Raw genomic sequence first — 25,397 nt, 5'->3', positions numbered from 1 at the left:
GCTTGTTTTAAGTATGTATCTATTCTAAATGAATCCAGCATCACTGTACACGCTTAGTTTTTTAAAAATTTATACTTTTTTTATATTGATTTTCTTTCGTTTTTGTAGTATTAACAGGCTGTTTTCGTTTGTACCGGTCAAAATAGTCGTTGAACATGCTGATATTGACCAATATCCCCGCGCTTGCCATGAGGACAACAAGAGATGAACCTCCATAGCTGATGAATGGAAGCGTTACACCTGTCAAAGGAATCAGGCCGGAGATGCCGCCCAAGTTGATAAATGACTGAATGGCGATCATGCTCGATATTCCGATCGCCAGCAGGCTGCCGAACGGATCATCGCATTTCCTGGCAATATAAAAGCCTTTCAGGACGATGAAGCCGAGCAGCAGCACGACAAACAAGACACCAAAAATCCCGAGCTCCTCGGCGATGATCGCCATAATAAAGTCGGTGTGTGATTCAGGCAAATATCCATACTTTTGCACACTCTCGCCGAGACCGAGGCCAAACAGCCCTCCGGAACCGATCGCAAGGTAGGAATTTACGACCTGAAACCCTGAGCCTTTTGAATCTAAGAACGGGTTTTGGTAGCTTTCAAACCGGTTCATCCGCCCTTCCGTTAAAATGTCATCCAGATTTAAAAGAATCAGCGGACTGACCAGCACAAGAACAATACCTGTCAATAGGACGAGCTTAAGCAATGTTTTTCCGCTGAATCCCGAACACAGAATGATGCACAAAGCGATCAGTGCGATGATGGAAGCCGTCCCGAAATCGGGCTGAACGGCAACCAAAGCGCAAATGACGAGCGTGATGATCGCAGGGGGGGCGATTCCCGCTCCCAAGTTGTCAATATAGCTTTGTTTTTTGGCATAGACGGAAGAAAGATACAAGATGACGGTCAGCTTGACAAACTCCCCCGGCTGGATCCCGTAATCGGAAATCCTGAACCAGCTCTGGGCATTCCCGGCCACATGACCGACAACAAACAGCCCGAACAAGGCGATGACGGAAACAAGCAGTAACATCTTTTGGAATTTTTGATTGGCGAACGCCTTATACGGAAATATGGCCGCGAACAAAAAGATGACCGTTGCGAACGCCAGGAACATGAGCTGCCTGTCAAAAAAGAAATCGCTGTCCTTTCCATATCTTGTTACCGCTGTGATCATGCTTGAGCTGTATACCATGACGAGGCCGAAACCGCAGAGAAGGAATACAGCAAAGATTAGTGAATAATCATAGGATTTGAGCATTCTTTTTAACATATTATCCTCTTCCTTACTTGCCTTTCAAAATAGTTGTGATGGCTCCTTCGTTATTTTACTACACTTTCTTAAAAAGAACGAAGGATACCCTTTTATTAAAACTTCGAGCTTCCCGGAAAAGAAAAGTCCGTCTTTTTCGAATTAAAGCTTTAGTTTTTTTATCGGCTAAGTATGTGTCTTCGTTTATTCGTCATGAACAATGCTCATTCCTCCAAAAAACGTAAAATGAATGCATTGATAGTGCCGAATATAATAAAAAAAGCCTGCCGGCAGTCTGCTTTCACAGACACATCATCGACAAGCTGACTCAGGCTACAGTAGATCCTGAGTATTCATTTATTTTTTTGTAAATGCATCATGCAATGCAGACAATTCTCGCTCCAGCCTGTAAAGCAGTTCTTTTCCCTCTTCTTCGTCTACTAATCCAAGGCGGACAGCAAAGTCAATTTCACGAGAGAGTCCGAACATTTGTGTATCTAAAACCTCTTCATAAAGAGGACATTGAGGCATCGTTAAGTTGTCCATTTGCACTTGAATCAGCTTTAAAATTTTATCCGCATCACGTTTTAACAGGGCAAGTGCTTTTTCACGATGGTCGACTACAATCTCAGACGCCAAAAGTATCCCTCCGTTCCCCAGGCGAGTACCTAATTCTTCTATTTATAATAAAGCCTAAGCGGAAAAAAAGCAAGCTATTTCTGTCGTTTCACTGTATTGTTTCTGAGGCGAAAGCCTCTCAAAAAATGCTTAAGCTGTAATTCGCGGACAGAAGTTCGAGCAGCCGGATTCCGGCAATGCTGTTTCCTTTTTCATCCAAAGCCGGACCGAATATGCCGATGCCAAAGCGGTATGGGGACAGTCCCATGATTCCTCCTGACACACCGCTTTTCGCCGGTATTCCGATTTTTATCGCAAATTCTCCGCTGGCATTGTACATACCGCAAGTCACCATGAATGTTTTGCAGATTCTCGCGATATCTTTCGGAATGATCTGCTTCCCCGTTTCGGGATGCTTGCCGTTCAAGGCAAAGACACAGCCGATTTTCGCCAGGTCAAGGCTGTTCATTTCAATGGCGCATTGCTTTGTATAAACATCCATGACATCTTCGACTTCCGCCTGAAAAATGCCGTGCTCTTTCATATAGTAGCACATCGCCCGATTGACCATCGACGTTCGAAACTCCGATTCTGCGACCTTCTCGCAAATGGTAATGCCCCTGTTGTTGGCAAGCGTTTTGACAAAGCCGAGGAGATGCCCGATTTTTTCGGATGCTGTCGCTCCTTTAATCATGCTTGTCACCACTAATGCACCGGCGTTTATCATCGGATTCAGCGGCTTTCCCGGGTTGACGGTTTCAAGTTTGATGATGGAATTAAACGGGTCACCTGTCGGCTCCTGCCCCACGTAGTGAAACACTTTTTCCGGGCCGTGGTCCATCAGCACAAGAGCGAGGGACAGCACTTTTGATATACTTTGGAGCGTGAATTTTTTTTCTACATCTCCCGCCGATACACACGTCCCGTCAGTAAAATAGACAGCTGCTGACAAATCATCTTCAGATATTTCAGCCAAAGCCGGGATGTAAGATGCCACTTTCCCTTTTTCAGTTACTTTTTTTGCTTCCGCGACAAAATATTCGAGCTCCTCATTATGCCGGCAATTCACGTTCTTTCCCTCCATCCCAGGCGTCTTTTCTTTAGCTTTCCCTGCAATAGGCGCTGTTATGAGAAGTGACAATTCCAAAGAAAGCGCTTATAATTTCTGTGAGGGAGTGGTAGAGAAATGAATATCGTGACGATTACAGGGAAAGTCAAATACCCGATTACACTCGATCCAAGCGTTTGGATTTTTGATGACCGAAAATTTGAGCTGGATCAATTTTTTTCACATCTCGGAGCGGTTCCTGAGGAAACCAGCGACCTGGAGATTGACCGGGAACGCCTGATCAGGGAGGGAGCGGTCTCACCTCCGACATTAAAATCAGAGAAAAAATATGAAAAGGAAAAGCTGCTTGACGGGACATTCGCGATCAAGCTTGAACCGTTTTTAAAAAACGCGGAAGCGTCCGACTCCGCCAGTGAGTGCGTCTTTGTCACAGAAAACGATGAGGTTTCCATCCCGATTAGCGAAGCTTACGAAGCGCTTCTCTGTTTCAGTAAAAAAGGAAAACCTCTGACGGAAGACGGGCCTGTACACGTTTATTTTGCGGACGGATCAAACCGTGCGAATCCGATTAAACATGTCAAAAAAATCCGCATCAACTAATCGAAAAAAACCCCCGCCAATTACCGGTGAACGCAGGGGACAAGCCACAAAAACCTGGACGCTATTCCAGGTTTTTTTCGTTACAGCAAATCAGCCGCAAGCCTTGCCAGTCCGGAACGCTCCCCTTTTAACAGCTTCACATTCCCGGAAATTTTTTGCTCTTTAAAGCGCTCTACAACATAAGCCAAGCCGTTATTCATCGCATCCAGGTACGGATGATCAATTTGTTCGGTATCGCCCATTAAGACGATTTTGCTCCCCTCCCCGACTCTGGTTAAAAGCGTCTTTACCTCATGCTTGGTCAGGTTTTGGGCCTCATCGATGATGATGAACTGATCAGGAATGCTTCTCCCCCGAATATATGTGAGCGCCTCAACTTGAATGGAGCCCATCCCCGCTAAAATATCGTCAAGCTCTCCCGGCTTTTTGGCGTTGAACAAATATTCCAGGTTGTCAAAAATCGGCTGCACCCAAGGCCGAAGCTTTTCTTCTTTTTCCCCCGGGAGATAGCCGATATCCTTTCCGACAGGTACAATCGGCCTTGTGACGACCAGCTTTTTAAAATGGCCCAAGTCCTCCGTCTGCAAAAGACCTGCTGCCAGGGCCAACAGCGTTTTTCCCGTTCCGGCTTTCCCGATGAGCGTCACAAGCGATATGTCTTGTCTTAAAAGAAGCTCAAGCGCCATCGTCTGCTGCACATTCCTCGATCGGATGCCCCAGACCTGTTCCTGATCAAAAATCAGCTTTTTAACGGCTTTTCCGTTTTGATCAACGATGCCGAGCGCAGAGGAAGAACCGCCGAGCGCATCCTTCATGACGACGAACTGATTGGGGCAAAGCGGCTCACGGCTGATCTCTTCAAGGGGCAAGCAGTTGTTTTCATAAAATGCATTCATCTGGTCGGCATTGATAAACAATTCGGTAAATCCGCTGTATATATCATCATGATCAACCACCCTGTCATGCAGAAAGTCTTCGGACAATAAACCGATCGCATCGGCTTTGACGCGGATCAGCATGTCTTTTGAGACAAGGATGACCGGGCGCCCGCCTTCTTTCGTTTCTTCTTCAAGGCTCAGGTTTTTCGCCACGGCCAAAATACGGTTGTCGTTTGTTTTTTCAATGAAAATTTCCTGAAGCTGCTGAAATGAGCGGTGGTTGAGCTCGATTCTGAGGCTTCCTCCGTTTGGAAGAGGCACGTTTTCATACAGCCTTCCTTTTAAACGTAAATCATCTATCAGTTTAGATACGCGCCTTGCATTCCTCCCAATTTCATCCATATAGCGTTTCTTTGAATCGACTTCCTCCAATGCGACAGCGGGGATGACAACCTCATTATCCTCGAAAGAAAAGATTGAATTCGGATCCTGCAATAACACATTCGTATCTAGCACATAAATTTTACTCAATCTTTCGCCTCCTGATCAGGATTTTTAGCCTTTTATTCTTATGCGGGTTAAAAGCTGATGGAGCGCCCGCTAAAATATATGTTTTTGTGAATAAAGATAGAAGGTTAATTCAACAATAAAAATAATGAAAGCATTTCTAAGGAGGCAACCTCAAGTGCGAATTTTCTTTTTGATCTTCATTCAAACCGTTATGCTGCTTTCAGCCTGCGGCATTCAAAATAATGCTCAAAACGAGGCAAATGAACTGCCGGGCAACAAACCGATTCATGTGAAAAACACCGCCCAGGAGCCTGTGAACAGGGAAGACGGACAAGCGATTTCAAAGCGTCTCGTCAAAATCACCGAGCGTGTTCCAGGTGTCAATGACGCGACAGCCATCGTCCTCGGGAGGCTCGCCGTCGTCGGCATTGATGTCGAAGATAATTTGGAGCGCAGCAAGGTCGAATCGATCAAATACTCTGTCGCCGAAGCTTTGCAAAATGATCCTTACGGCGCAAACGCGGCCGTTGTCGCAGACCCCGACACCGTGAACCGCCTCAGGACAATAGGAAAAGAAATTCAGGCGGGCAGACCTGTGAAAGGCATCCTTGATGAGCTGGCGGCAATTGTCGGACGCGTTATGCCGGAAGCACCGAATGATGCAACAGATGATCAAAAAACAAATCCGACAAAGTCAAACAATGACCAGCTGAACGGCAACCGGCAAAAACAGCTTGAAAAAGAGCAGAATGATCAATCAAACAAACATATGAAAAACAGACAGTAAAAGCCATAAAAAGCTTGTGCCTTTACCTTTCTTGACGGCATGAGCTTTTTCCTTTGTTTCGCCTTAAGAAAATGTAATTGTACCTTTCATTCGTGATATAATGATCTTTAAGCGAGGTGAACGATGTGAGGGTAAAATGTTCATTGTGCGACAAAATCGACAAAATCGATGATGACACACTCATTGCCAAACGGCTTCGAAACCGGCCCATACATACGTATTTGTGCAACGACTGTTACGAACGCATCAAAGTCAAAACCGAGAATCGGATCAAAACGGGCCGTTTCAAACTATATCCACACAGAAAAGATAAAGAGCAGGTCAAAACATAAAAAAGACATGGACAAACGTTCCATGTCTTTTTTATGTTTTTTGTTACAAACGAAACAAAATATTGAAATTTTATTGATAAAAGTTATCATTTATAGTATTTTTAAATTGTTTCATATGCAACAAAAAAGGAGTGATTTGTAATGGATTTTGATGTTATGATCGTTGGAGGCGGCCCGGTCGGTCTGATGACGGCTTGCGAATTGGCGCTGGCCGGCGTGCGTACGTGCATCGTTGAACGCCTGAGGCAGCCTTCTCCCCATTCAAAAGCGCTGACGCTTCATCCGCGGTCAATCGAAATTTTGGAGATGCGCGGCCTGTTTGATCTGTTTAAAGAGCGGGGGAAACCGCTGCCGTACGGACATTTCGCAGGTCTTGACACGGCATTGGACTTTTCTGCACTTGACACCGGCACCAGCTATACGCTGTTTCTTCCTCAGACCGATACCGAGGAATTGCTTGAAAAGCATGCGTACAGCTTAGGCGTCTCTATTCTTCGCGGTCATGATGTCCTGGCCGTCCGGCAAAACGATGACCATGCAGAGCTCGTCGTCCAAGGCCCTGACGGCATGTCCTTTTTAACGGCAGCCTACATTGTCGGTGCCGACGGAGCGGGAAGCACCGTCCGCAAACAGACGGGAATCGCGTTTCACGGAAGCGATGCAAGCCTGACCGCCGTGCTTGGGGATGTAGCCCTTCACTCTCCGCCTAACTCCAGTTTTTATACGTGTATGAATGAAGAAGGCGCCGTCGTCATCGTTCCTTTGTCACCCGGTGTTTACCGCGTGCTCATCGTGTCGCCGCACAAACCTCAGCGCCTATTGCATGAACCGGTGACATTGGAAGAAATACAAAAAGGCCTGATACAGGTTTGCGGCACCGATTTCGGCACATACGATCCGGTTTGGATGTCCCGGTTCGGCAATGCGAGCCGATTGGCGGAACGCTACAGATCGAAAAGAATCTTCCTGGCGGGGGATGCAGCGCACATTCATTTTCCTGCCGGCGGACAAGGGTTAAATGTCGGTCTTCAGGATGCGATGAACCTCGGCTGGAAGCTTGCTTCAGCCGTCAAAGGCAGGGCTTCCGAATGGCTCCTGGACAGCTATCACACGGAAAGGCATCCCGTCGGCAAAGAACTTCTCCGCAATACGCAAATCCAGACAAAGCTGTTTGATTTTACCCGGGAGGGACTGTATTTGCGCGAGCTGCTTTCAGACCTTCTCACATTCCCTGAGGTCAATCGCTATCTCGCAGAGCAAATCGCCGCCCTGAGCATCAACTATCCGGCAGATGAAACGATGCCGAAGCACCAACTGAATGGAAAGCGGCTGCCCGACCTGGAGATTACGCTGAAAGACGGCTCAGCTAAGCAGCTCTATTCGTTTCTTCATTCCGCAAGCTTTTTATACATCGCATTTGAGGAAGAGCAAACATCCCCCCATTGCCATCCGCATCTGAAAACGGTAAAAGCAAAAGCTGTGCCGGAGCGGCCGGAATGGGACGATGTCAAAGCAGCATTGATCCGTCCGGACGGCCATGTTGCCTGGGCCGTCAGCAAATCGCACCAAGACCCGGAAGCGCTCATATCACAAGGCATTCGCCGCTGGTGCGGAAATGTTCAAATGCCCTCCTTATAATCATTTTGTTTCAACTGAAACAAAATGATATAATAAAGCAGGAAATCGACCAAAAGGAGACTGTTTTCTGCATGGAACATTTGACATACGCCAAACATGAGATTTTTGACATGTACATTGCACTCATCCATCAGCAAGAACAGCAGGAAAGCGCGATGAAGGAGCGAATATCGGCCGAAATCGAGATCATGGAGCAGGAATTGGGCTCAGAGCTGAATTTGACCATGTCTGACATTCATACCATCGCCTGCATTGGGGATCACGAACCGATTAATGTCACATCAATCGCAGGGAAGATGAACCTGTCAAAAGCGACCGTGTCAAGAATCACAGCGAAGCTGATCAAAAAAAACCTCACCGGCAAAACCCAGCTTAGCGACAATAAGAAAGAGATCTATTTTCGCTTAACAGGGAAAGGAAAAACCGTCTATGCCATTCATCAGCGGGAACACGAAAAAATTGAAAGACGTTTTAAAGCATTTTTAGACCGCTACTCAGCGGAGGAAATCCTTTTTGCCAGACGGCTGTTCAACGACTTGCTCATGAATGACTTTTTGGCGGAACCGTAAAAAAGACACAGCTAAGGCTGTGTCTTTCAGATTATTGACAAAATCGTAAAACGGTTTAAAGTTTTACGATTTTGTCATCCTTTCAGCGTGATTGAAAACCCTTGCAGTCTAGGAAGACCGAGCATCGGAGCACAGCGAATGTTGCAATTCGTGAGCACCGAAGCGCAGGCCTGACAACGAATGCGAAGGTTTGTCGACACGCTGAAAGACACAGCTAAAGCTGTGTCTTTTTACGTACCGAACCGATTATGTTCCGGTCTCCTGTCCTTTTTTAGAGCGGTGCAGCCGGATCTTGTAGATCGTCAAAATAAGGACCGCGACGATCAACCCTTCCCCGACCGGCAGAAACACCCCGAAAAACGTCAGAAATGTACATCCCAAAGCGAGAAAGAAATAAATAATCGCACTTTTTAACATCGGCAGCCGTTTGGCAAACCCCAGTTTAAAAACGATGGCAGACAGAAGCAAGATGGTGGCATAAAGCCACCACATTCCCGCTTCGGGATGCTGATCCACTTTATAAAGAGCGGCAAAAAATGAAAGCCGTTCACTTACATCAGGCAAAAAGATCCCCCTCCCCTTTATCTAGTTGGGTTGCTCTTTTTTAAGTTCTGCAAACTTTACGACAATCCTGCCAACTTCTTCTTTTTCGCTGCTTTTTCGCGTTCGTTTTTATCAAGAATTTTCTTTCTCAGCCTGATCGATTCAGGCGTTACTTCGCAATATTCATCTTCGTTCAAGTATTCAAGCGACTCTTCAAGCGACATGATGCGCGGTTTTTTCATGCTGACCGTTTGATCTTTTGTCGCTGAACGGACGTTTGTTTGCTGCTTCATTTTGTTGATGTTGACGACAAGATCGTTTTCGCGGTTGTGTTCGCCGACGATCATGCCTTCATACACTTCTGTCCCCGGCTCAACAAAAATGACGCCTCGTTCCTCAACGCCTTGAATACCGTAAGCTGAAGCTTTTCCTGTATCCATTGAGACGAGGACCCCTTGACGGCGGCCGCCGACTTGCCCAGGCTCAACCGGCTGATAGCTGTCAAACGTGTGATTCAAAATACCGAATCCGCGTGTAAGGGAAAGAAACTCTGTTGAGTAGCCGATTAAACCGCGAGAAGGTACATTGAAAATCAAGCGGACTTGCCCGTTTCCGCTGTTGATCATGTCGATCATCTCGCCTTTGCGCGCACCCATCGATTCCATGACAGATCCAGTATGCTCCTCAGGCACATCGATTTGAACACGCTCGACAGGTTCACAGCGGACACCGTCGATTTCTTTGATGATGACTTCAGGTTTTGACACTTGTAATTCAAAGCCCTCGCGGCGCATGTTTTCAATTAAAATCGACAAATGAAGCTCACCGCGCCCTGAAACGATCCAAGCATCCGGAGACGGCGTCGGGTCGACCCGCAGACTCACATCGGTCTGCAGCTGCTGTTCAAGACGTTCTTCGATCTTTCTTGCCGTCACATATTTGCCTTCGCGTCCTGCAAACGGGCTGTTATTCACGGCAAATGTCATCTGAAGCGTCGGCTCATCAATACGAAGCACAGGGAGCGCTTCCTGATGATCGATCGGACAGACCGTTTCGCCGACATTGATGTCTTCCATTCCGGACACCGCGACGAGATCCCCTGCTTTTGCTTCTTCAATCTCGACTCTTTTCAATCCTTGGAAGCCGAAGATTTTTGTGACGCGGAACGGTTTGGCGGAGCCGTCTAGCTTCATTAAAGCTACTTGCTGTCCGACCTGCATCGTTCCCCTGAATACGCGGCCGATCCCGATACGTCCGACATAGTCGTTGTAATCAAGCAGTGCCACCTGGAACTGAAGCGGCTCTTCACGGTTGTCGACAGGACTTGGGATATGGTTGACGATCGCTTCAAATAAAGCCTCCATATTTTCATCCTGCTGCTTTGGATCCGCTGATGCCGTGCCATTGATCGCTGAAGCATAGACCACCGGGAATTCCAGCTGTTCTTCATTTGCATCAAGCTCAATGAAAAGATCGAGCACTTCATCGACGACTTCTTCGGGACGGGCGAAATCGCGGTCGATCTTATTGACGACAACGATCGGCGTCAAATTTTGCTCAAGCGCTTTTTTCAATACAAACCGCGTCTGCGGCATGCAGCCTTCATAGGCGTCAACGACAAGCAGAACGCCGTCAACCATCTTCATGATCCGCTCTACTTCACCGCCAAAATCTGCGTGTCCTGGAGTATCCAAAATATTAATGCGTGTATCTTTATAGTTAATCGCTGTGTTTTTCGCTAAAATCGTAATGCCGCGCTCTCTTTCCAAATCGTTGGAATCCATGGCGCGTTCCGCCACATTTTCATTGGCACGGAATGTACCGGCCTGATGGAGAAGCTGATCCACAAGCGTCGTTTTTCCATGGTCAACGTGGGCGATAATAGCGATATTGCGAAGATCTTCTCGAAGTTTCACGTTTTCATCTCCTAAAAAATTTAGATAATCTTTCATATTATAACTGAGGAATGAAGTTATTTCAATTTGTTTCCGCATTTCAAGCTGTGAAAGCCCTTTATCTTCCCGGCGTTTTTCTGTAAACTAACAGTAGACTGAAAAAGGGGATGTCAGACGAATGAAACAAATCAAATGGATGTTCTTATTGCTCGCATTAGCCGCGGTTATCAGCATCATGATGGTCGGAGTGGCCATCGCCGAAAAAAGCCTGCTCGGGGTCGGGCTCGCCTTTGCGATTCTCATTGTTATCATGGGAACCGGATTCACCCTCAAAAAACGAATGCGCGAAAAAGGCGTACTTTAGTAAACGCGAAGCTCCTTTACGGCTAAAGGAGCTTTTTTCCTGACGAAAAACCGACCATTTTTTAGCCTGATGATAAAATGATTAGAACAAACGGTAGCCCGTTTTTATCTTTTTGCCCAGCCGGCCCGGCAAGCACTATCGGATCATGGTATCACTCTTCCTTTCCCCTATTTTTTCTCGAATTTTCTCTCGTTATCATTAAACTGCAGCAAAAAATTCGGAGGGAGAAGCGCGGCCTCAGAACTTGAAATCAGATTAAAAAACCGGCGGCCAAGCCGCCAGTTTTTTTAAAGAAGGAAAAGATAAATGAAAAGCATCAGAAAGTACCCGCCGCCAAACAGTGCAGCCCCGGTGAGGATCAGCCGCCGATAGTATGTCTTCCTAAACTTTTGTTCTTCATCATCCCCTGTCTCCTTCACTACATTACCGTCATCGTGAATCATGATGGGACAGCTGGATATTTAACAACAAGACTATCCTTATAATGAGGATCCAATGCAAAATCATGTAGAAATGGATTCCCAAAAGTATTAGTAATCTGGAGTGCAGCTCCTAACAGCATCGCAAAAAGGAAAAAGATAGCCATATTCTTTTGTTTAAATAGGACGAAAGCATCAATGCCTAAAAGACTAACAAGCGACTTATCCTTCTTCGCTTTCGATGTCGGACAATCTTGGAGTGTCAATGAATACAGCGCAAGTAAAAGTGAAGCACCAGAAGCAACATATAACTGAATGTTGCTCAATTCAAGCTTCAAAAAACTAATCGTCCACATTGCAAGAATAAAACCGACTGTTCCAAAAACACGAACAGGCGGGAAGTCTTTTACTGTATCGAGCCCTGTTTTTTCTAAAGAAACGTAAGAAATGACATTAGATAAAGCAATTGTTGGCATATAAACGATTGCATTAAAAAGCATAACCCAAAACATGATGATAGGATCTGAAATCTGTGCAGCTACAAATAATGCGACAGCTCCAAAAAAGTGGCAAATCCCGTATAATCTATTTGCTTTTATCCAGCGCGATCTGCATGGTTGTCTACAAGCGTATAGCAGTTTGCCAGCTATTCGTGATGAAGTAGTCCGACGAATGAAGCGTGGTCATGTTTCTTTACTTGAAGATAAAATTCATGATGTAGAAGATATAGATTTTCACCATATTTTAAATGGAATAGAGAAAGAAGACCCTCTTTGTCTGGAAGTCGTTAAGGAAGCAGCTTATTTTTTTGGTATCGGTCTTAGTAATTTGATTTTCCTTTTGCGCCCAGATATTGTGATATGTGGAGGAACCTTAGTTCCAAAACCTCTTTTTTATGAAGTAGCCTCTGAAACAGCACAAAAGCGACTCATACACTTTCCAAATAATCATGTTCAGATTGTTAAGTCAACCGCAGCTTACAATATCGTAGCACAGGGAGCGGGATGTATGATACTGGATTATTTCACTGAAGAGAACTTACCATAGGAAGCTGTTCGTATTTGTGACTGACACCATTATAAAACCGGTATAAAACAACGTGTGTCCGTATGTCGTTGATGAACTTGATTTTCCGTCCTCATTTGCACATTATATCCAGATTTTAGTTGGCCGTTTTTCGTATGATCTTCTTTCATTCGCATAAAGCGGCATCATGGGCTGTTTTGGAATAGCTGTTCCTATCGGCAAATATACTGTTTTGTTTCTATAATTTTCTCGAATCAGCTTCAAAGATTTCTTCCATTGACTGCGTTCTTGGCGCTTCTCTTTGCGAATCTTTGTGTCTGTTTCCTCATCTATTTTGTCTGTTAATCGATCTACTTTTTCTTCGATTTGACTCCACTGTCTCCAGGTTTTCTTAAGTCTCTAGATGTTGTGCTTTTTCTTCTGTCCAGATTCTAATTGTGTGAGTTCATGAATGTGCTGAAAGGCTTCCTGAATCCTTTCTTTTAACTTTGCTTCCCATGTCGCAGTAGACTTTTTCCATACGAAAGAATACTTGTTGGCATTGGCTTCGATTTTGGTACCATCTAAAAAGCAGTTTTCCATTGTCACTTATTTTTGTTCGATCAGTTTTAACATCATCGCTTCAAATAACGCATTCATGAGTGCCTTCATTGGTACACCACGGAATTCATTGATTGTGCGAAAATCAGGTTGTTGCAGGGCAGCCAACCATATAGCAGGGATGTTTTCTTTTGTTATTTCTCAATACCTCGGCAAGAATAGACTTTTTGGAAATAACCAAATTTAAGCATCATTTTCGGATGAAAGGAACTTCGGCCTCCACCAGTATGATGAGAAAACAGTTGCTCATCTGGAACAGCTTCGACCATTTCGTCTACCACACGTGCCACATGATGTTCTGGAATGAGTTGTTCAAGGTCATAAATCGCTTGAATTTGACCGATTGTCATAAGGTTTGAACGTAGGGGCCAATTGTCTTTTAGACTTCTATTTTTCCTTTATGTCTGGCAGAAGTGTCATTTGCGTGTTATTTCGTAAATGTGTTCTGGCAACTCCATTTTACTAAAAGGACGATTTTTTGTATTTTTTCAAAAAATAAAAAGGCTATTAGAAAGTCAGCAAAAGCTGACTTTCTGGACAGCCCCCTCTTTCGTATCATTTCCCAGGAGCTAGGGGTAAAACCATAATCAGATATTGTTCCCCCTTCTCATCTTGTTCTGCTTTCAATTGTTCAAATCCTGTACGAGCCAGCATGTTCAGCCATCCGTCCCTCTCATAAGGCACAGCGGCAAAAAGCGCTTTATGTCCCTTTTCATACAAGTGTTCTCCAATTGCTTCAATCACTTCTTTGGCCCGGCCTTTTTGGCGGAAATCGGGATGAACCAGCAATGTTCCAAGCCACGGTTTGCCATTGGAAGGCGCCCAGTCGAGGTGGAAGCTGACAGCCGCCGGGCGGCTGCCCTCTTCCCAAATGAGCCAGTGTCCGCTGTACATCTGATAGGAGCGCATATATTGTTCAACGCTTTGTCCGTTCAGCTCTTCTTCGGCCCATTCCGGACTTTCTTCAATCACCTCTTCAAAAAACGCCGCATCGGCGGGGGAAAACGGCCTGCTATGCATGCGGCAGATAGTCTTTGAAAATCGTTTGGTGACAGACCGGGTTGCCGGCGATGATGCTGTTGTTTTCGAGAAAGTTGATCGGTTTTCCGTCAAGCGTTGTATATGTTCCCCCCACTTCATCAAGCAGGACGCAGCCGGCAGCATAATCCCAAGGGGCAAGTCTCATCGTCACATAGGCATCCATTCTTCCAGCCGCCACATAAGCGAGCTCTAGCGCCGCTGATCCGTATGAGCGCGTCCCTCTGACACGTTTAACGAGCGGAGATAAAACGCTTGGATCAATCCGTCTGTTTTCTGTGATCCAAGTCGCATTGATCGCAAGAATCGCTTCCTCAAGCGGCACGTCTTTCATCTTGCCAAGCTTTGTATCATTCATATAAGCGCCCTCGCCTTGGAACGCATGGTACAGCTCATCATGTGTCACATCATAAATCAGGCCGATTTTGCCTTTCCCGTTTTCAAAAATACCGATCGAAATCGCAAAATTACGTTTTTGGTGAATAAAATTCATGGTTCCGTCGATCGGATCGATGATCCAGACGATCCCGTCCAATGACGTGAGCTTGTCTCCCTGGCCTTCTTCGCCGAGTATACGATGATCAGGAAATACCGATTGGATTTTGTCAATAAAAAAACGCTCTGTCTCTTTATCAATGTTTGTCACAAGGTCATTAGGATTTGATTTTGTTTCAATCGTCATCTTTTCTTTCATCGACTGTTTGATTTTCTCGCCTGCTTCTTTCACCCAGCTTTTCGCCAGGCGGTCGATTTCCTTCCAGTTCGTCATCACACAACCTCTTTTCTATGTATACCTATTGATTTATTCATAGCATACTGATTTTAAACGGGGAAAATCAAGAAAAAAAGCCCAGGACGCTCAGATAAAAACGAACCTGACTGACGGTTCGTTTTTATTATGGTTTCAACCATGTAATCTGATCCATTCTTTTCTTAAGCGTTCCAGCTTGCGTTTACTCAGCTCAATTTGGGTTTCATCGTTTTGTTCCATAGCTTCAAAAAGCGTCGCCAATTCATAATCAACCTCAAGCCTCCAGACAGCGGCCCGATTGTCCTTTTCTTCCTTCATCCCCTGCTTCACGATTGGTTTCATTTGCCTACGCTCCTTCCAGAGAAAATTGATTTTTAGGAGACATCCTTCTGGTCATAGCTCCCCGCGGCATTTATATTAATTTTCTTATTCATATCGTATGAATCGCTAAACCATTCGTAACATCATTCGCAAAATTGTGTGTTTACCTAACGATTCCCGAAAAACCTTATGTTGAAACGTATTTTTTTGTTTAAAAAAGCAACTGTGATAAAATATCATTACTGATCGGATCAAGGAGGAAAAACATGAACAATCTGCGTTTTACTGAAGAAGATTTTAATACATTTACAATAGAAGGTTTAGATGCGCGGATGGAGGTTCTGAAAGAGACGGTACGCCCCAAGCTTCAGGGGCTTGGAGATCATTTTGCGCCTGCTCTGTCCGCTCTGACAGGTGATGAAATGTTCGTTCATGTTGCAAAGCATGCGCGCCGTTCAGTCAATCCGCCAGATGACAGCTGGGTCGCTTTTGCAAACAATAAGCGGGGCTATAAAAAGCTGCCCCATTTCCAAATCGGCTTATGGAAGACCCATGTTTTCGTCTGGTTTGCACTGATTTATGAGTCTCCGCTCAAAACGGACTACGGACGGCTTTTTAAAGAACATCTGGATGACATCAAGAACCGGATTCCTAACAGCTTTGTCTGGTCGCCGGATCATACGAAGCCGGAAGCGCGCAAAGCGTCTGATATGACAGACGAAGACCTAAAACAGCTGTTTGACAGGCTGGTCAATGTCAAAAAAGCCGAAGCGCTCTGTGGAATTCAGCTTTCCAAAGATCAGGTGCTGCAAATGAGTGAAGATGAATTTCTATCAGAAATTGAAGCTTCTTTTGAAAAGCTTGCTTTTCTTTACAGGCTGACGCAAAAAGCAGGAGAATCGGTTTAAAAAGGGATGCGGAGGCATTCCCTTTTTACATTTTAATTTTCTGATCCTCCGCTTGTTCTTTCGCTTTTTTTACGACTTGATACGGAGAATAATGACTCGCTTCTTCAAACTGGCTGCACAGCTTTTTTTCTTCCGCCTTTCCCGGAACAATTTCTTTAAAGCGCCGGTATGCGCTCAATAATACATCGCGTTCAATGCCTTTCTCATATGCCAGTTCAACCGTTTGAAAAAACGAAATGACATCTATCGCTTCCTCTGTCGTCCAGTCTTCATTCATCGGATATTGATATCCTTCCATTTGACTCATCTCCTTGTACGTTCGCCATCAGACGGCTTTTTGTTTAGTATTCGTTTTCTTTTTTTCGTCTATCCCCGGGCGGGAAAGATCATAAATTGTACTTTACATTCTTTCAAGATCATAATATAATTCATTTGTTTTATGCCATCAAGGAAAAACTGAAAAATAACCCGACGAATTTTGATAAACAATAGACATTAACAGGCATTTTAATGAAGGTGGGAAATTAATTGTTGCAGCAGGAAACACCCCTATACACAGGATTAAAGAAGCACGCCGCCCGAAATCCGATTCAATTCCATATTCCCGGCCATAAAAAAGGATCCGGGATGGACCCTGAATTCAGAAGCTTTATCGGAGAAAACGCTCTAAGCATAGATTTGATCAATATTGAGCCGCTTGATGATCTGCATGCTCCAAAAGGAATCATCAAAGAGGCGCAAGACCTGGCTGCCGAAGCGTTCGGAGCCGATTATACGTTTTTTTCCGTCCAAGGAACAAGCGGCGCCATCATGACGATGGTCATGGCTGTCTGCGGGCCTGGAGACAAAATTATCGTACCGAGGAACGTCCATAAATCGGTGATGTCCGCGATCGTCTTTTCAGGAGCCGTTCCCATTTTCATTCATCCGGAAATCGATGATGAACTGGGGATCTCACACGGCATTACGCCCGAATCCGCGAAAAAAGCGCTCGAGGAGCATCCGGATGCCAAAGGTCTTCTCGTCATCAATCCGACTTACTTCGGTATTGCTGCCGATTTAAAAAGCATCGTAGAGCTCGCCCATTCATTTGACGTCCCTGTGCTCGTTGATGAAGCACACGGTGTTCATATCCATTTCCATGAAAAGCTCCCCCTATCAGCCATGCAGGCGGGGGCCGATATGGCGGCAACGAGCGTCCATAAACTCGGAGGTTCGCTTACACAAAGCTCAGTGCTGAATATCAGAGAAGGACTTGTATCAAAAGAGAGGGTTCAATCGATTTTAAGCATGATGACGACAACATCAACATCCTACTTACTTCTCGCTTCCCTCGATGTCGCCAGAAAGCGTTTGGCGACGGAAGGGCACGAATTAATTGAACAGACGATCAAGCTGGCCGAAGAAACAAGGAAGCGCATCAACGGCATCAAAGGCATCTTTTGTGTGGGCAGGGATATTCTCGGCACTAAGGCAGCTTATGATTATGATCCGACAAAGCTGATTATTTCTGTCAAAAATCTTGGTTTGACGGGACACGATGTGGAAAAGTGGCTGCGCGAGTCGTATCATATTGAAGTCGAACTTTCCGATTTATACAACATCCTTTGCATTTTTACGCCGGGAGACCGCAAAGAAGACGCAGACGTACTCGTTCAAGCGCTGACCGATATCGTTCATCAGGCGGTTTCATCTCAAGAAAGTAAACGTACACCGGAGGTGCTGCTGCCGAATATACCGGCGCTCGCCATGACACCCCGTGATGCGTTTTACGCCAACACGGAAGTCGTACCGTTCAAAAAAGCGGCCGGAAGGATTATCGCCGAGTTTGTCATGGTATATCCGCCGGGGATTCCGATTTTCATTCCGGGAGAAATTATTACAGAAGACAATATCAACTACATTGAAAAGAACCTTGAAGCGGGCCTGCCCGTTCAGGGGCCGGAAGATGACACACTGCACATGATTCGCGTCATCAAAGAACAGCAAGCCATCCTTTAAAAATGAAAAGCATGCGGCCGTTTAAAAGCCGCATGCTTTTTTTCTACTCCTTCTCTTCCAAATGGCAGTTGCACTTTCCACACGTACCGTAAAGGATCGTCACTTTCTCATCTTCAAAATGCTGAATCGGCTCATTACAGTCCTGACAAACGATCGTGCCCATTTTTCATTCCCCTTTTCGTTTCAAAATGGAAGCGGTTTATCTCTTTGGTTACTTTTATAATATGATGTCACATTGTCGTTGTCAACGGTAAATTGTATAACACATTTATATTATTTTGCTCATTTTTCAAAAAACGGGCAGACAGGAAAATCGCTCCTTCCCTCAATCAAGTGTATTCAACACATTTTCTTTTAGGAGAGCAATTTTCAGCCGATTTGACGAGTAAGTCTTTATTCCTATAAGCAAACCTCATCTGTGTACGGATCAAGAAAAAACAAGAGTTTTCATTTATGTAACAAATGGGTAACAAGTGATCATTTTTTAGAGGATCAATGATAAAATAGGAATTGTTTACTAATGAATGGAAATAACAGAACCAGGAAAATCGGCTTGCATTTTATAGAGAGGTGAAGAAACGTCATGTTGTTTCGAGCTATTTTCACCGCCATTTGTTTCTTATGTTTCATGAGCGGATGTTCGTTTTCCCAAGACACTGAAGACGAACATCAAAGTGACGAACAGCCTCACGTTAAACTGATCTTTTTTTCCGACGATGAGCATATGGATCGTGAAATTGCTTATTATGATGCACTGATGGATTTAAAAAAAGAATATCCCAAGCAGGTTGCAAATATGGAAATTTTAGAGGAGAAGGGAAAGTGGAAAAAGGACGTTCATATATTTCCATGTTTGCTGCTTGTCAATGATAAAAAAGTACTAGTTAAAATTGAAGGAAAAATCAAAGATAAAGAAAAAATCGTCAAGCTTCTTAAGGAGCAATTAAAACCATAAAAGCGCTGTTCTGTTTCAGGGAATCTCCGGCCTCCGGCGGCACATCTTCTTCAAACAAAAATCCCCCGTTTAACGGGGGATTTTTTGCTGCTTATTTTACGACGTGAATCGGCATTCCAATAGCTACTTCCGCAGCTTCCATTGTGATTTCTCCCAATGTCGGGTGAGCATGGATCGTCATCGCAATGTCTTCTGCAGTCATTCCTGCTTCGATTGCCAAGCTCAGCTCAGAAATCATATCAGAAGCGCTGGCACCGGCGATCTGCGCACCGATGACAAGTCCGTCTTCTTTGCGTGTCACAAGTTTAAGGAAACCGTCAGTTTCATTTAATGACAGCGCACGTCCGTTAGCTGCAAATGGGAATTTGGCAGCTGTCACTTCAAGGCCTTCTTCTTTAGCCTGTGCTTCAGTGTAGCCGACTGATGCCAGCTCAGGCTCAGAGAAGACAACTGCTGGAATTCCGAGATAATCGATTTCCGCAGCTTCTCCGGCAATCGCTTCAGCAGCAATTTTGCCTTCATAAGATGCTTTGTGGGCAAGCGGCGGTCCTTCGATGATATCGCCGATTGCATAAATGTTGGAAACGTTTGAACGGCATTGTTTGTCTGTTTTGATGATGCCGCGGTCTGTCATTTCAATGCCGACTTGCTCAAGACCAAGCTCATCTGTGTTCGGCACGCGTCCGACCGTTACAAGTACGTAGTCAGCATCAACGGTTTTCTCTTCACCTTTGACTTCAAACGTCACGCTTACGCCGTCTGCTTTTTCTTCGACGCCTTTTGCCATCGCATTTGTATGGATCTCAACATTGCCTTTTTTCTTAAGGTTGCGTTTGACAAGAGAGCTCATTTGCTTCTCAAAGCCTGGGAGGATTTCGTCTCCGCCTTCAAGAACAACCACTTCTGTACCGAAGTTGGCATAGGCTGTTCCAAGCTCTGTACCGATGTAGCCGCCTCCGATGACAACGAGCTTTTTAGGAATTTCTTTCAGCGCCAATGCACCGGTTGAATTCAAGACGCGGTCGCTATATTTAAAGTTTGGCAATTCAATAGGACGTGAACCCGTTGCAATGATCGCATTTTTGAATGTGTAGGTTTGAGCTGAATTCTCATCCATCACGCGAACAGAATTGCTGTCTACGAAATATGCTTCACCTTTTACGATATCGACTTTGTTGCCTTTCAGAAGGCCTTCAACACCGCCGGTAAGCTTTTTCACAACAGAGGCTTTCCATTCTTGAACTTTTGTAAAGTCTACTGTTACGTTTTCAGCCGTGATCCCCATATCTTCAGAATGCTTTGCATTCTCATAACGGTGGCCTGCATTGATCAGCGCTTTTGAAGGGATACATCCGACATTCAGACATACGCCTCCAAGATTGCCTTTTTCAACGATGGTTACTTTTTGTCCAAGCTGAGCGGCGCGGATGGCAGCTACATAGCCGCCAGGACCCGCACCAATGACGAGAGTATCTGTTTCAATAGGGAAATCTCCTACTACCATGACATTACGCCTCCATTAAAATTAGTTGTGGATCGTTCAGTAAACGCTTGATGTGATTCAACGCGTTTTGTGCAGTTGCCCCGTCGATCATACGGTGGTCAAAGCTTAGAGAAAGAGCCAGAACAGGTGCAGCGACAATTTCGCCGTCGCGCACAATCGCTTTTTCAGCGATACGGCCGATTCCAAGGATCGCAACCTCAGGATGGTTGATAACCGGTGTGAACCATTGGCCGCCGGCAGAACCGATGTTGGTGATTGTGCAAGAAGCGCCTTTCATTTCAGCAGGAGCAAGCTTGCCTTCGCGCGCTTTTGTCGCAAGTTCGTTGATTTCATTGGAAATCTCAAACACAGCTTTGCGGTCCGCATTTTTAACAACCGGCACAAGCAGTCCTTTGTCGGTGTCTGCTGCAATACCGATGTTGTAGTAGTGCTTCTGAATCACTTCATCTGTATTATCGTCGATTGATGTGTTAAGTACAGGATATTTTTTCAGAGCTGATGTTAAAGCTTTTACCACGTAAGGCAGGTAAGTCAGCTTAATGCCTTGGTCAGCCGCAACTTGTTTAAACTGCTTACGGTGTGCGACAAGGTTTGTTACATCGACTTCATCCATTAGTGTAACGTGTGGAGCGGTATGTTTGGAATTCACCATAGCTTTTGCGATGGCTTTGCGGATTCCGCTCATTTTTTCGCGTGTTTCAGGGAACTCGCCTTCCGGAACTTGTACTGCAGCTTGCGGCTGTTGAGCAGGTTCTGCTTTCTCTTCAGCTTGAGCAGCTGGAGCTTCTACTGCTGCACCTCCGTTTAAGAAGCTGTCGATATCTTCTTTGAGAACCCGTCCGTTTTTGCCGGAACCGGCAACCTTCGCGATATCAACGCCTTTTTCACGAGCATATTTGCGAACGGAAGGCATTGCGATGACGCGTTTATTCGGATCTGCGTCTGCATCATCCTGCTTGGCTGCTGTTTCTTGTGCAGGTGCTTCAGCTTCTTCTGCTTTAGCCTCTTCAGTTTTAGCTTCTGATGATTCGTCGCTACCTTTAAATTGAAGATCTTCGTACCCTGGTGCATCAAATGTAATGATTGTCTGCCCGACGGTTGCGACTGTTCCCTCTTCAACTTTTAATTCTAATACTTTTCCCTTAACAGGTGAAGGAATTTCTACAACAGCTTTATCGTTTTGCACCTCTGCCAAAACGTCATCTTCGTTTACCTCATCGTTTGGCTTGACGAACCATTTTACGATTTCGCCCTCGTGGATTCCTTCCCCGATATCCGGAAGTTTAAATTCAAATGCCACAGTTTTCGACCTCCTAAGATATTTACGTAGTTGTTATTGTTTCACAGACTGTCAGTTATACGGCTGAAAATTCCCGCCTGACTGTGGAAATACATGAAGGGAAAAGACAAACGTCAACTTTCCCCTTCCTTCATATCTGATTAGATTAAAATTCCAATACTTTTTTTGCAGTTTCAAGCACGTCTTTATGGTTTGGAAGCCAAACGCCTTCAGCTTGAGAGAATGGGAATACAGTATCAGGCGCTGCCACGCGAAGCACCGGTGCTTCAAGGCTTAAGATGGCGCGGTCATTGATTTCCGCTACAACGTTCGCTGCAATACCTGCTTGTTTTTGCGCTTCTTGAACAACGATTGCACGGCCTGTTTTCTCAACAGATGCGATGATTGCGTCAATATCAAGCGGGCTGACTGTGCGAAGATCGACAACCTCAGCTGATACGCCTTCTTTTTCAAGTTCTTCAGCTGCTTTTAATGATTCGTGAACCATCGCTCCATACGTGATGATGGAAAGATCTGTACCTTCACGCTTCACATCGGCTTTTCCGATTTCAATTGTGTATTCTTCCTCCGGAACCTCCTGGCGGAATGAACGATAAAGCTTCATATGCTCAAGGAAGACGACCGGATCGTTGTCGCGGATCGCGGAAATCAAAAGTCCTTTTGCATCGTACGGAGTTGAAGGGATCACGACTTTAAGTCCAGGCTGCTGTGCAACAAGTCCTTCCAAGCTGTCCGCGTGAAGCTCTGGTGTATGAACACCGCCGCCAAACGGGGAACGGATTGTAACAGGAGAAGTCCAGCGGCCGCCGGAACGGTAGCGCATCCGCGCCATTTGGCCGGAAACTGAATCCATTACTTCATACACGAATCCGAAAAATTGAATTTCCATTACCGGACGGAAACCTTGTAAGCCCATACCGAGTGCAAGACCGCCGATACCAGATTCGGCAAGAGGAGTGTCAAATACGCGATCCTCACCAAACTCTTTTTGCAATCCTTCAGTCGCACGGAACACGCCGCCGTTAACACCGACGTCTTCTCCGAAAACTAAGACATTTTCGTCATTTTTCAGTTCTGTGCGTAACGCATCAGTGATTGCTTGAATCATTGTCATTTGCGCCATGGCTTACTTCGACTCCTTCTCTTTATAAATTTCCTTTTGTTCTGCAAGGTTGTAAGGAAGCTCTTCATACATGATGTCGATCAGGTCGGTCACTTTTTGCTTCGGCTCTTCGTCGGCTTTCTTGATCGCCTGTTTGATTTCTTCTTTTGCTTCTTCGATTACTTTGTTTTCTTCCTCTTCAGACCAGAGGCCTTTGTTTTCCAAGAACTTGCGGAAACGTACGAGCGGATCTTTCTGCTCCCACTCATTCTCGATTTCTTTCGTGCGGTATTTCGTCGGGTCATCGCCCGCCATTGTATGAGGACCGTAACGGAAGCAAAGCGTCTCAATCAGTGTCGGACCTTCGCCGTTAACAGCGCGCTCACGAGCTTCACGGGTAGCAGCGTACACAGCAAGCGCATCCATTCCGTCAACTTGAATGCCGACGATACCGGCGGCCGCTGCTTTTTGAGCGATGGTTTGTGCTGCTGATTGTTTTTCTACAGGTGTAGAAATCGCATAGCGGTTGTTTTGGACGACGAAGATAGCCGGAGCTTTATAAGCACCCGCAAAGTTGATTCCTTCGTAGAAATCCCCTTGTGAAGCGCCTCCGTCACCTGTATAAGTGATCGCTACTGCTTGTTTGCCGCGTTTTTTCAGACCGAGGGCCACACCGGCTGTCTGAATGTACTGCGCACCGATGATGATTTGCGGTGAAAGCGCATTAACATCATCCGGCATTTGATTTCCCCGGAAATGTCCGCGGGAGAACAAGAACGCCTGATAAAGCGGAAGCCCGTGCCAGATCAGCTGCGGAACGTCACGGTAGCCCGGAAGGACGAAGTCTTCTTTCTCAAGCGCAAAATGCGTTGCTATTTGAGAAGCTTCCTGTCCGGCAGTCGGCGCATAGAATCCGAGGCGGCCTTGTCTGTTCAGAGAAATAGAACGCTGATCCAGAATTCGCGTAAACACCATGCGGCGCATTAATTCTTTTAATTGATCGTCTGATAAATCAGGCATTGCCGTTTCATTTACGACTTCGCCTTCTTCATTCAAAATTTGAAACGTTTCGAACTGCTTTTTAATGGCATCAAATTGCTTTTTGCTATCAACGATTGCTTTTTTCGTTTTTGCAGCCATATTCAAGTCACCTCTTCCTTTCTTTTAACAGTCATAGACGTTTATCCCTTATACATACAAAATTAGGGTGTCCTAAATTGACGGGCGCAACTCATATTTATTTCATATTAGCCGCTTTGATGGTTGTCGAAACTTTTATGTAAGGACAATACAACGCGTTCTAAAACTGTATCATTTATCTTTTGCAACAAACTAATACAACAAGTTCCACCAAGGCTAAGTTTACACCAGCGAATGTGACACGTCAATCGATTTCATTCCCGAATTTCAATAAATGTATTCGCTTTATTCAATTCCCGTTTTAACGGTCTTCAGAACGGGATAAAACTGTGCTAGTATAGATAAGAATCTGTATTACAATAGCAATACAGATTTTGTCAAAAAAAGGAGAGCCGATTCAAATCAGCTCTCCTTCACATTAAATCCTGCCGCCTTGTAAAACTCTTTTTTGGCTTGATTAAAATCTTTTGTATAAGCGTTGAAGTCTTTGCTCCGCTTCAATACATCATCATACGATTTGTTGATTTTCTTCAGCTGGGCTTCGAGTTTGCTCAGTTCGAGATCCTTATTTTGCAGGAGCTTGTACAATTCTTTGTCAAGTCCGATGGCGCTTTTATATGCTGCATAAAGCGTCCCGTACGCCTTGTAGCGCTTCTCCATATAAGAAGCGGCATTCTCCGCTTTTTTCCTCACCTTTTCATCGCCGATCTTTTCGGCGGTCTCTTTATTCGCTTCAAATTCGCGCTTTGCCTTTTCAATGCTTTCCTTTTCCGTTTGTAAATGCGCTTCGCGTTTGTCTGCGTTTTTCAGCGCCTGATTGGAAAGCTTCACAACCTGATCAAAATCATCCATATTCAGCCTGATCATTTCTTCATAAAGCTTCGATTCGTTTTTTTCCAAGCTTTTCAGAGATGCCTGCTCCTTTTTAAACGGCTTTTCCAATTCGACGATCTTTTCCAGAGAGCCGTGCAAAGAACTTACGGGATCTTTCCAAAAGCAGCCCGCCAGTAAAAATATCGCCGCACAAAAAACGGCAAGGACGGCAGGCACACGCAATGTTGATGATTTCACTCTGACTTCCCCCAATCTAGACAAATTCCACTATAAAGTTTATTCGTATGTTTGACAACAAAAAATCCCGGTGTTTTTGGACATGCCGATACAAGATCGGTATGTATGGAGGGACGGTTTTAGAACAAAATCAATTTGGGAAATTTACGTGATGTTGGGCATTCGACTATACAACCATCCGACTTTTACATAATTTATATTAGACG

28 protein-coding genes and 1 pseudogene are annotated in these 25,397 nt (G+C 45.1%); 10 read left to right on the top strand and 19 right to left on the bottom strand.

Going from position 1 to position 25,397, the window contains the following annotated elements:
* Positions 1–61 precede the first annotated feature (61 nt).
* The 3 genes from P3X63_RS08545 to glsA form a co-directional block, all read right to left on the bottom strand.
* Positions 62–1,273: an FtsW/RodA/SpoVE family cell cycle protein gene (locus tag P3X63_RS08545; protein ID WP_026586835.1), complete on the bottom strand. Its 1,212-nt coding sequence runs from the start codon at positions 1,271–1,273 to the stop codon at positions 62–64.
* 336 nt (positions 1,274–1,609) lie between these two features.
* Positions 1,610–1,891 (bottom strand): Fpa/YlaN family protein, encoded by a 282-nt coding sequence (locus P3X63_RS08540; protein ID WP_003181465.1) that lies wholly within the window; start codon positions 1,889–1,891, stop codon positions 1,610–1,612.
* Positions 1,892–2,009: 118 nt separating this feature from the next.
* Positions 2,010–2,939: a glutaminase A gene (gene glsA, locus P3X63_RS08535; protein WP_277692732.1), complete on the bottom strand. Its 930-nt coding sequence runs from the start codon at positions 2,937–2,939 to the stop codon at positions 2,010–2,012.
* 117 nt (positions 2,940–3,056) lie between these two features.
* Here glsA and P3X63_RS08530 point away from each other — a divergent pair, with 117 nt between their 5' ends.
* On the top strand, positions 3,057–3,539 hold the full coding sequence (locus P3X63_RS08530; RefSeq protein WP_026586833.1) for a hypothetical protein: 483 nt from the start codon (positions 3,057–3,059) through the stop codon (positions 3,537–3,539).
* 80 nt (positions 3,540–3,619) lie between these two features.
* On the opposite strand, the gene P3X63_RS08525 is transcribed toward P3X63_RS08530, so the two are convergent.
* A complete protein-coding gene (locus tag P3X63_RS08525; protein ID WP_026586832.1) occupies positions 3,620–4,948 on the bottom strand; it encodes a PhoH family protein in 1,329 nt (442 codons plus the stop codon).
* Positions 4,949–5,102: 154 nt separating this feature from the next.
* On the opposite strand from P3X63_RS08525, the gene P3X63_RS08520 reads away from it, so the two are divergent.
* The 4 genes from P3X63_RS08520 to P3X63_RS08505 all read left to right on the top strand — a co-directional run bounded on the left by P3X63_RS08520 (position 5,103) and on the right by P3X63_RS08505 (position 8,253).
* Complete coding sequence (locus P3X63_RS08520; RefSeq protein ID WP_277692731.1) at positions 5,103–5,714, top strand: YhcN/YlaJ family sporulation lipoprotein; 612 nt, start codon at positions 5,103–5,105, stop codon at positions 5,712–5,714.
* Between the two features lie 125 nt (positions 5,715–5,839).
* Positions 5,840–6,046, top strand: coding sequence for a YlaI family protein (locus P3X63_RS08515; protein WP_035428057.1), 207 nt, complete (start codon positions 5,840–5,842; stop codon positions 6,044–6,046).
* A 141-nt stretch (positions 6,047–6,187) separates the two neighbouring features.
* Positions 6,188–7,684 carry a monooxygenase gene (locus P3X63_RS08510; protein WP_026586829.1) on the top strand — a complete coding sequence of 499 codons (1,497 nt, stop codon included), beginning with the start codon at positions 6,188–6,190 and terminating at the stop codon, positions 7,682–7,684.
* A 71-nt stretch (positions 7,685–7,755) separates the two neighbouring features.
* The gene (locus P3X63_RS08505; RefSeq protein ID WP_026586828.1) at positions 7,756–8,253 is read left to right on the top strand and encodes a MarR family transcriptional regulator; all 498 of its coding nucleotides are present in this window, start codon (positions 7,756–7,758) and stop codon (positions 8,251–8,253) included.
* A gap of 246 nt (positions 8,254–8,499) precedes the next feature.
* Here the strand turns inward: P3X63_RS08505 and P3X63_RS08500 are convergent, their stop codons facing one another.
* Positions 8,500–8,817, bottom strand: a complete 318-nt coding sequence (locus tag P3X63_RS08500) for a YlaH-like family protein (protein WP_026586827.1) — start codon at positions 8,815–8,817, stop codon at positions 8,500–8,502.
* A 56-nt stretch (positions 8,818–8,873) separates the two neighbouring features.
* Positions 8,874–10,712 (bottom strand): translational GTPase TypA, encoded by a 1,839-nt coding sequence (gene typA / locus P3X63_RS08495; protein ID WP_026586826.1) that lies wholly within the window; start codon positions 10,710–10,712, stop codon positions 8,874–8,876.
* A 157-nt stretch (positions 10,713–10,869) separates the two neighbouring features.
* Between typA and P3X63_RS08490 the strand changes: the two genes are divergently transcribed.
* Entirely contained in the window at positions 10,870–11,055 is a 186-nt protein-coding gene (locus P3X63_RS08490) for a YlaF family protein (RefSeq protein ID WP_026586825.1), read from the top strand.
* A gap of 439 nt (positions 11,056–11,494) precedes the next feature.
* On the opposite strand, the gene P3X63_RS08485 is transcribed toward P3X63_RS08490, so the two are convergent.
* Entirely contained in the window at positions 11,495–12,049 is a 555-nt protein-coding gene (locus tag P3X63_RS08485) for an MFS transporter (protein ID WP_277692907.1), read from the bottom strand.
* On the opposite strand from P3X63_RS08485, the gene P3X63_RS08480 reads away from it, so the two are divergent.
* Entirely contained in the window at positions 11,985–12,521 is a 537-nt protein-coding gene (locus tag P3X63_RS08480; RefSeq protein WP_077736888.1) for an ROK family protein, read from the top strand. The two genes, P3X63_RS08485 and P3X63_RS08480, sit on opposite strands and share 65 nt — an antisense overlap.
* A gap of 32 nt (positions 12,522–12,553) precedes the next feature.
* Here the strand turns inward: P3X63_RS08480 and P3X63_RS22855 are convergent.
* The 5 genes and pseudogenes from P3X63_RS22855 to P3X63_RS08460 form a co-directional block, all read right to left on the bottom strand.
* Positions 12,554–12,726, bottom strand: a pseudogene (locus P3X63_RS22855) (IS5/IS1182 family transposase); the annotation flags it as partial.
* A 508-nt stretch (positions 12,727–13,234) separates the two neighbouring features.
* Positions 13,235–13,450, bottom strand: a complete 216-nt coding sequence (locus P3X63_RS08475; RefSeq protein ID WP_077736889.1) for a transposase — start codon at positions 13,448–13,450, stop codon at positions 13,235–13,237.
* Between the two features lie 205 nt (positions 13,451–13,655).
* Positions 13,656–14,120 carry a GNAT family N-acetyltransferase gene (locus P3X63_RS08470; protein ID WP_077736890.1) on the bottom strand — a complete coding sequence of 155 codons (465 nt, stop codon included), beginning with the start codon at positions 14,118–14,120 and terminating at the stop codon, positions 13,656–13,658.
* The gene (locus tag P3X63_RS08465) at positions 14,113–14,907 is read right to left on the bottom strand and encodes an inositol monophosphatase family protein (protein ID WP_026586821.1); all 795 of its coding nucleotides are present in this window, start codon (positions 14,905–14,907) and stop codon (positions 14,113–14,115) included. Before P3X63_RS08465 ends, P3X63_RS08470 begins: the two co-directional genes overlap by 8 nt.
* A gap of 135 nt (positions 14,908–15,042) precedes the next feature.
* Positions 15,043–15,231, bottom strand: a complete 189-nt coding sequence (locus P3X63_RS08460; protein ID WP_026586820.1) for a hypothetical protein — start codon at positions 15,229–15,231, stop codon at positions 15,043–15,045.
* A 245-nt stretch (positions 15,232–15,476) separates the two neighbouring features.
* Here P3X63_RS08460 and P3X63_RS08455 point away from each other — a divergent pair, with 245 nt between their 5' ends.
* The gene (locus P3X63_RS08455; protein WP_026586819.1) at positions 15,477–16,118 is read left to right on the top strand and encodes a YktB family protein; all 642 of its coding nucleotides are present in this window, start codon (positions 15,477–15,479) and stop codon (positions 16,116–16,118) included.
* A 25-nt stretch (positions 16,119–16,143) separates the two neighbouring features.
* Here the strand turns inward: P3X63_RS08455 and P3X63_RS08450 are convergent, their stop codons facing one another.
* A complete protein-coding gene (locus P3X63_RS08450; protein ID WP_026586818.1) occupies positions 16,144–16,416 on the bottom strand; it encodes a UPF0223 family protein in 273 nt (90 codons plus the stop codon).
* A 230-nt stretch (positions 16,417–16,646) separates the two neighbouring features.
* Here P3X63_RS08450 and P3X63_RS08445 point away from each other — a divergent pair, with 230 nt between their 5' ends.
* Positions 16,647–18,119, top strand: coding sequence for an aminotransferase class I/II-fold pyridoxal phosphate-dependent enzyme (locus P3X63_RS08445; protein WP_026586817.1), 1,473 nt, complete (start codon positions 16,647–16,649; stop codon positions 18,117–18,119).
* A 43-nt stretch (positions 18,120–18,162) separates the two neighbouring features.
* On the opposite strand, the gene P3X63_RS08440 is transcribed toward P3X63_RS08445, so the two are convergent.
* Positions 18,163–18,282 (bottom strand): GapA-binding peptide SR1P, encoded by a 120-nt coding sequence (locus P3X63_RS08440; protein ID WP_077736891.1) that lies wholly within the window; start codon positions 18,280–18,282, stop codon positions 18,163–18,165.
* 561 nt (positions 18,283–18,843) lie between these two features.
* Here P3X63_RS08440 and P3X63_RS08435 point away from each other — a divergent pair.
* Entirely contained in the window at positions 18,844–19,074 is a 231-nt protein-coding gene (locus tag P3X63_RS08435; RefSeq protein ID WP_236251229.1) for a hypothetical protein, read from the top strand.
* A 91-nt stretch (positions 19,075–19,165) separates the two neighbouring features.
* Here P3X63_RS08435 and lpdA read toward each other — a convergent pair whose 3' ends face one another.
* The 5 genes from lpdA to P3X63_RS08410 form a co-directional block, all read right to left on the bottom strand.
* On the bottom strand, positions 19,166–20,578 hold the full coding sequence (gene lpdA / locus P3X63_RS08430; RefSeq protein ID WP_026586815.1) for a dihydrolipoyl dehydrogenase: 1,413 nt from the start codon (positions 20,576–20,578) through the stop codon (positions 19,166–19,168).
* Between the two features lie 4 nt (positions 20,579–20,582).
* Positions 20,583–21,878 (bottom strand): dihydrolipoamide acetyltransferase family protein, encoded by a 1,296-nt coding sequence (locus P3X63_RS08425; RefSeq protein ID WP_026586814.1) that lies wholly within the window; start codon positions 21,876–21,878, stop codon positions 20,583–20,585.
* Between the two features lie 145 nt (positions 21,879–22,023).
* Positions 22,024–23,001: a pyruvate dehydrogenase complex E1 component subunit beta gene (gene pdhB / locus P3X63_RS08420; RefSeq protein ID WP_026586813.1), complete on the bottom strand. Its 978-nt coding sequence runs from the start codon at positions 22,999–23,001 to the stop codon at positions 22,024–22,026.
* 3 nt (positions 23,002–23,004) lie between these two features.
* Positions 23,005–24,120, bottom strand: a complete 1,116-nt coding sequence (gene pdhA, locus P3X63_RS08415; protein ID WP_026586812.1) for a pyruvate dehydrogenase (acetyl-transferring) E1 component subunit alpha — start codon at positions 24,118–24,120, stop codon at positions 23,005–23,007.
* A 402-nt stretch (positions 24,121–24,522) separates the two neighbouring features.
* Positions 24,523–25,191 carry a YkyA family protein gene (locus tag P3X63_RS08410; RefSeq protein WP_277692730.1) on the bottom strand — a complete coding sequence of 223 codons (669 nt, stop codon included), beginning with the start codon at positions 25,189–25,191 and terminating at the stop codon, positions 24,523–24,525.
* Positions 25,192–25,397 lie beyond the last annotated feature (206 nt).

It is taken from the genome of Bacillus sp. HSf4, assembly GCF_029537375.1.
GTDB lineage: Bacteria > Bacillota > Bacilli > Bacillales > Bacillaceae > Bacillus > Bacillus sonorensis_A.
The sequence above is the reverse complement of the archived record's forward strand: the minus strand, read 5'-3'. Positions and strand labels throughout refer to the sequence as shown.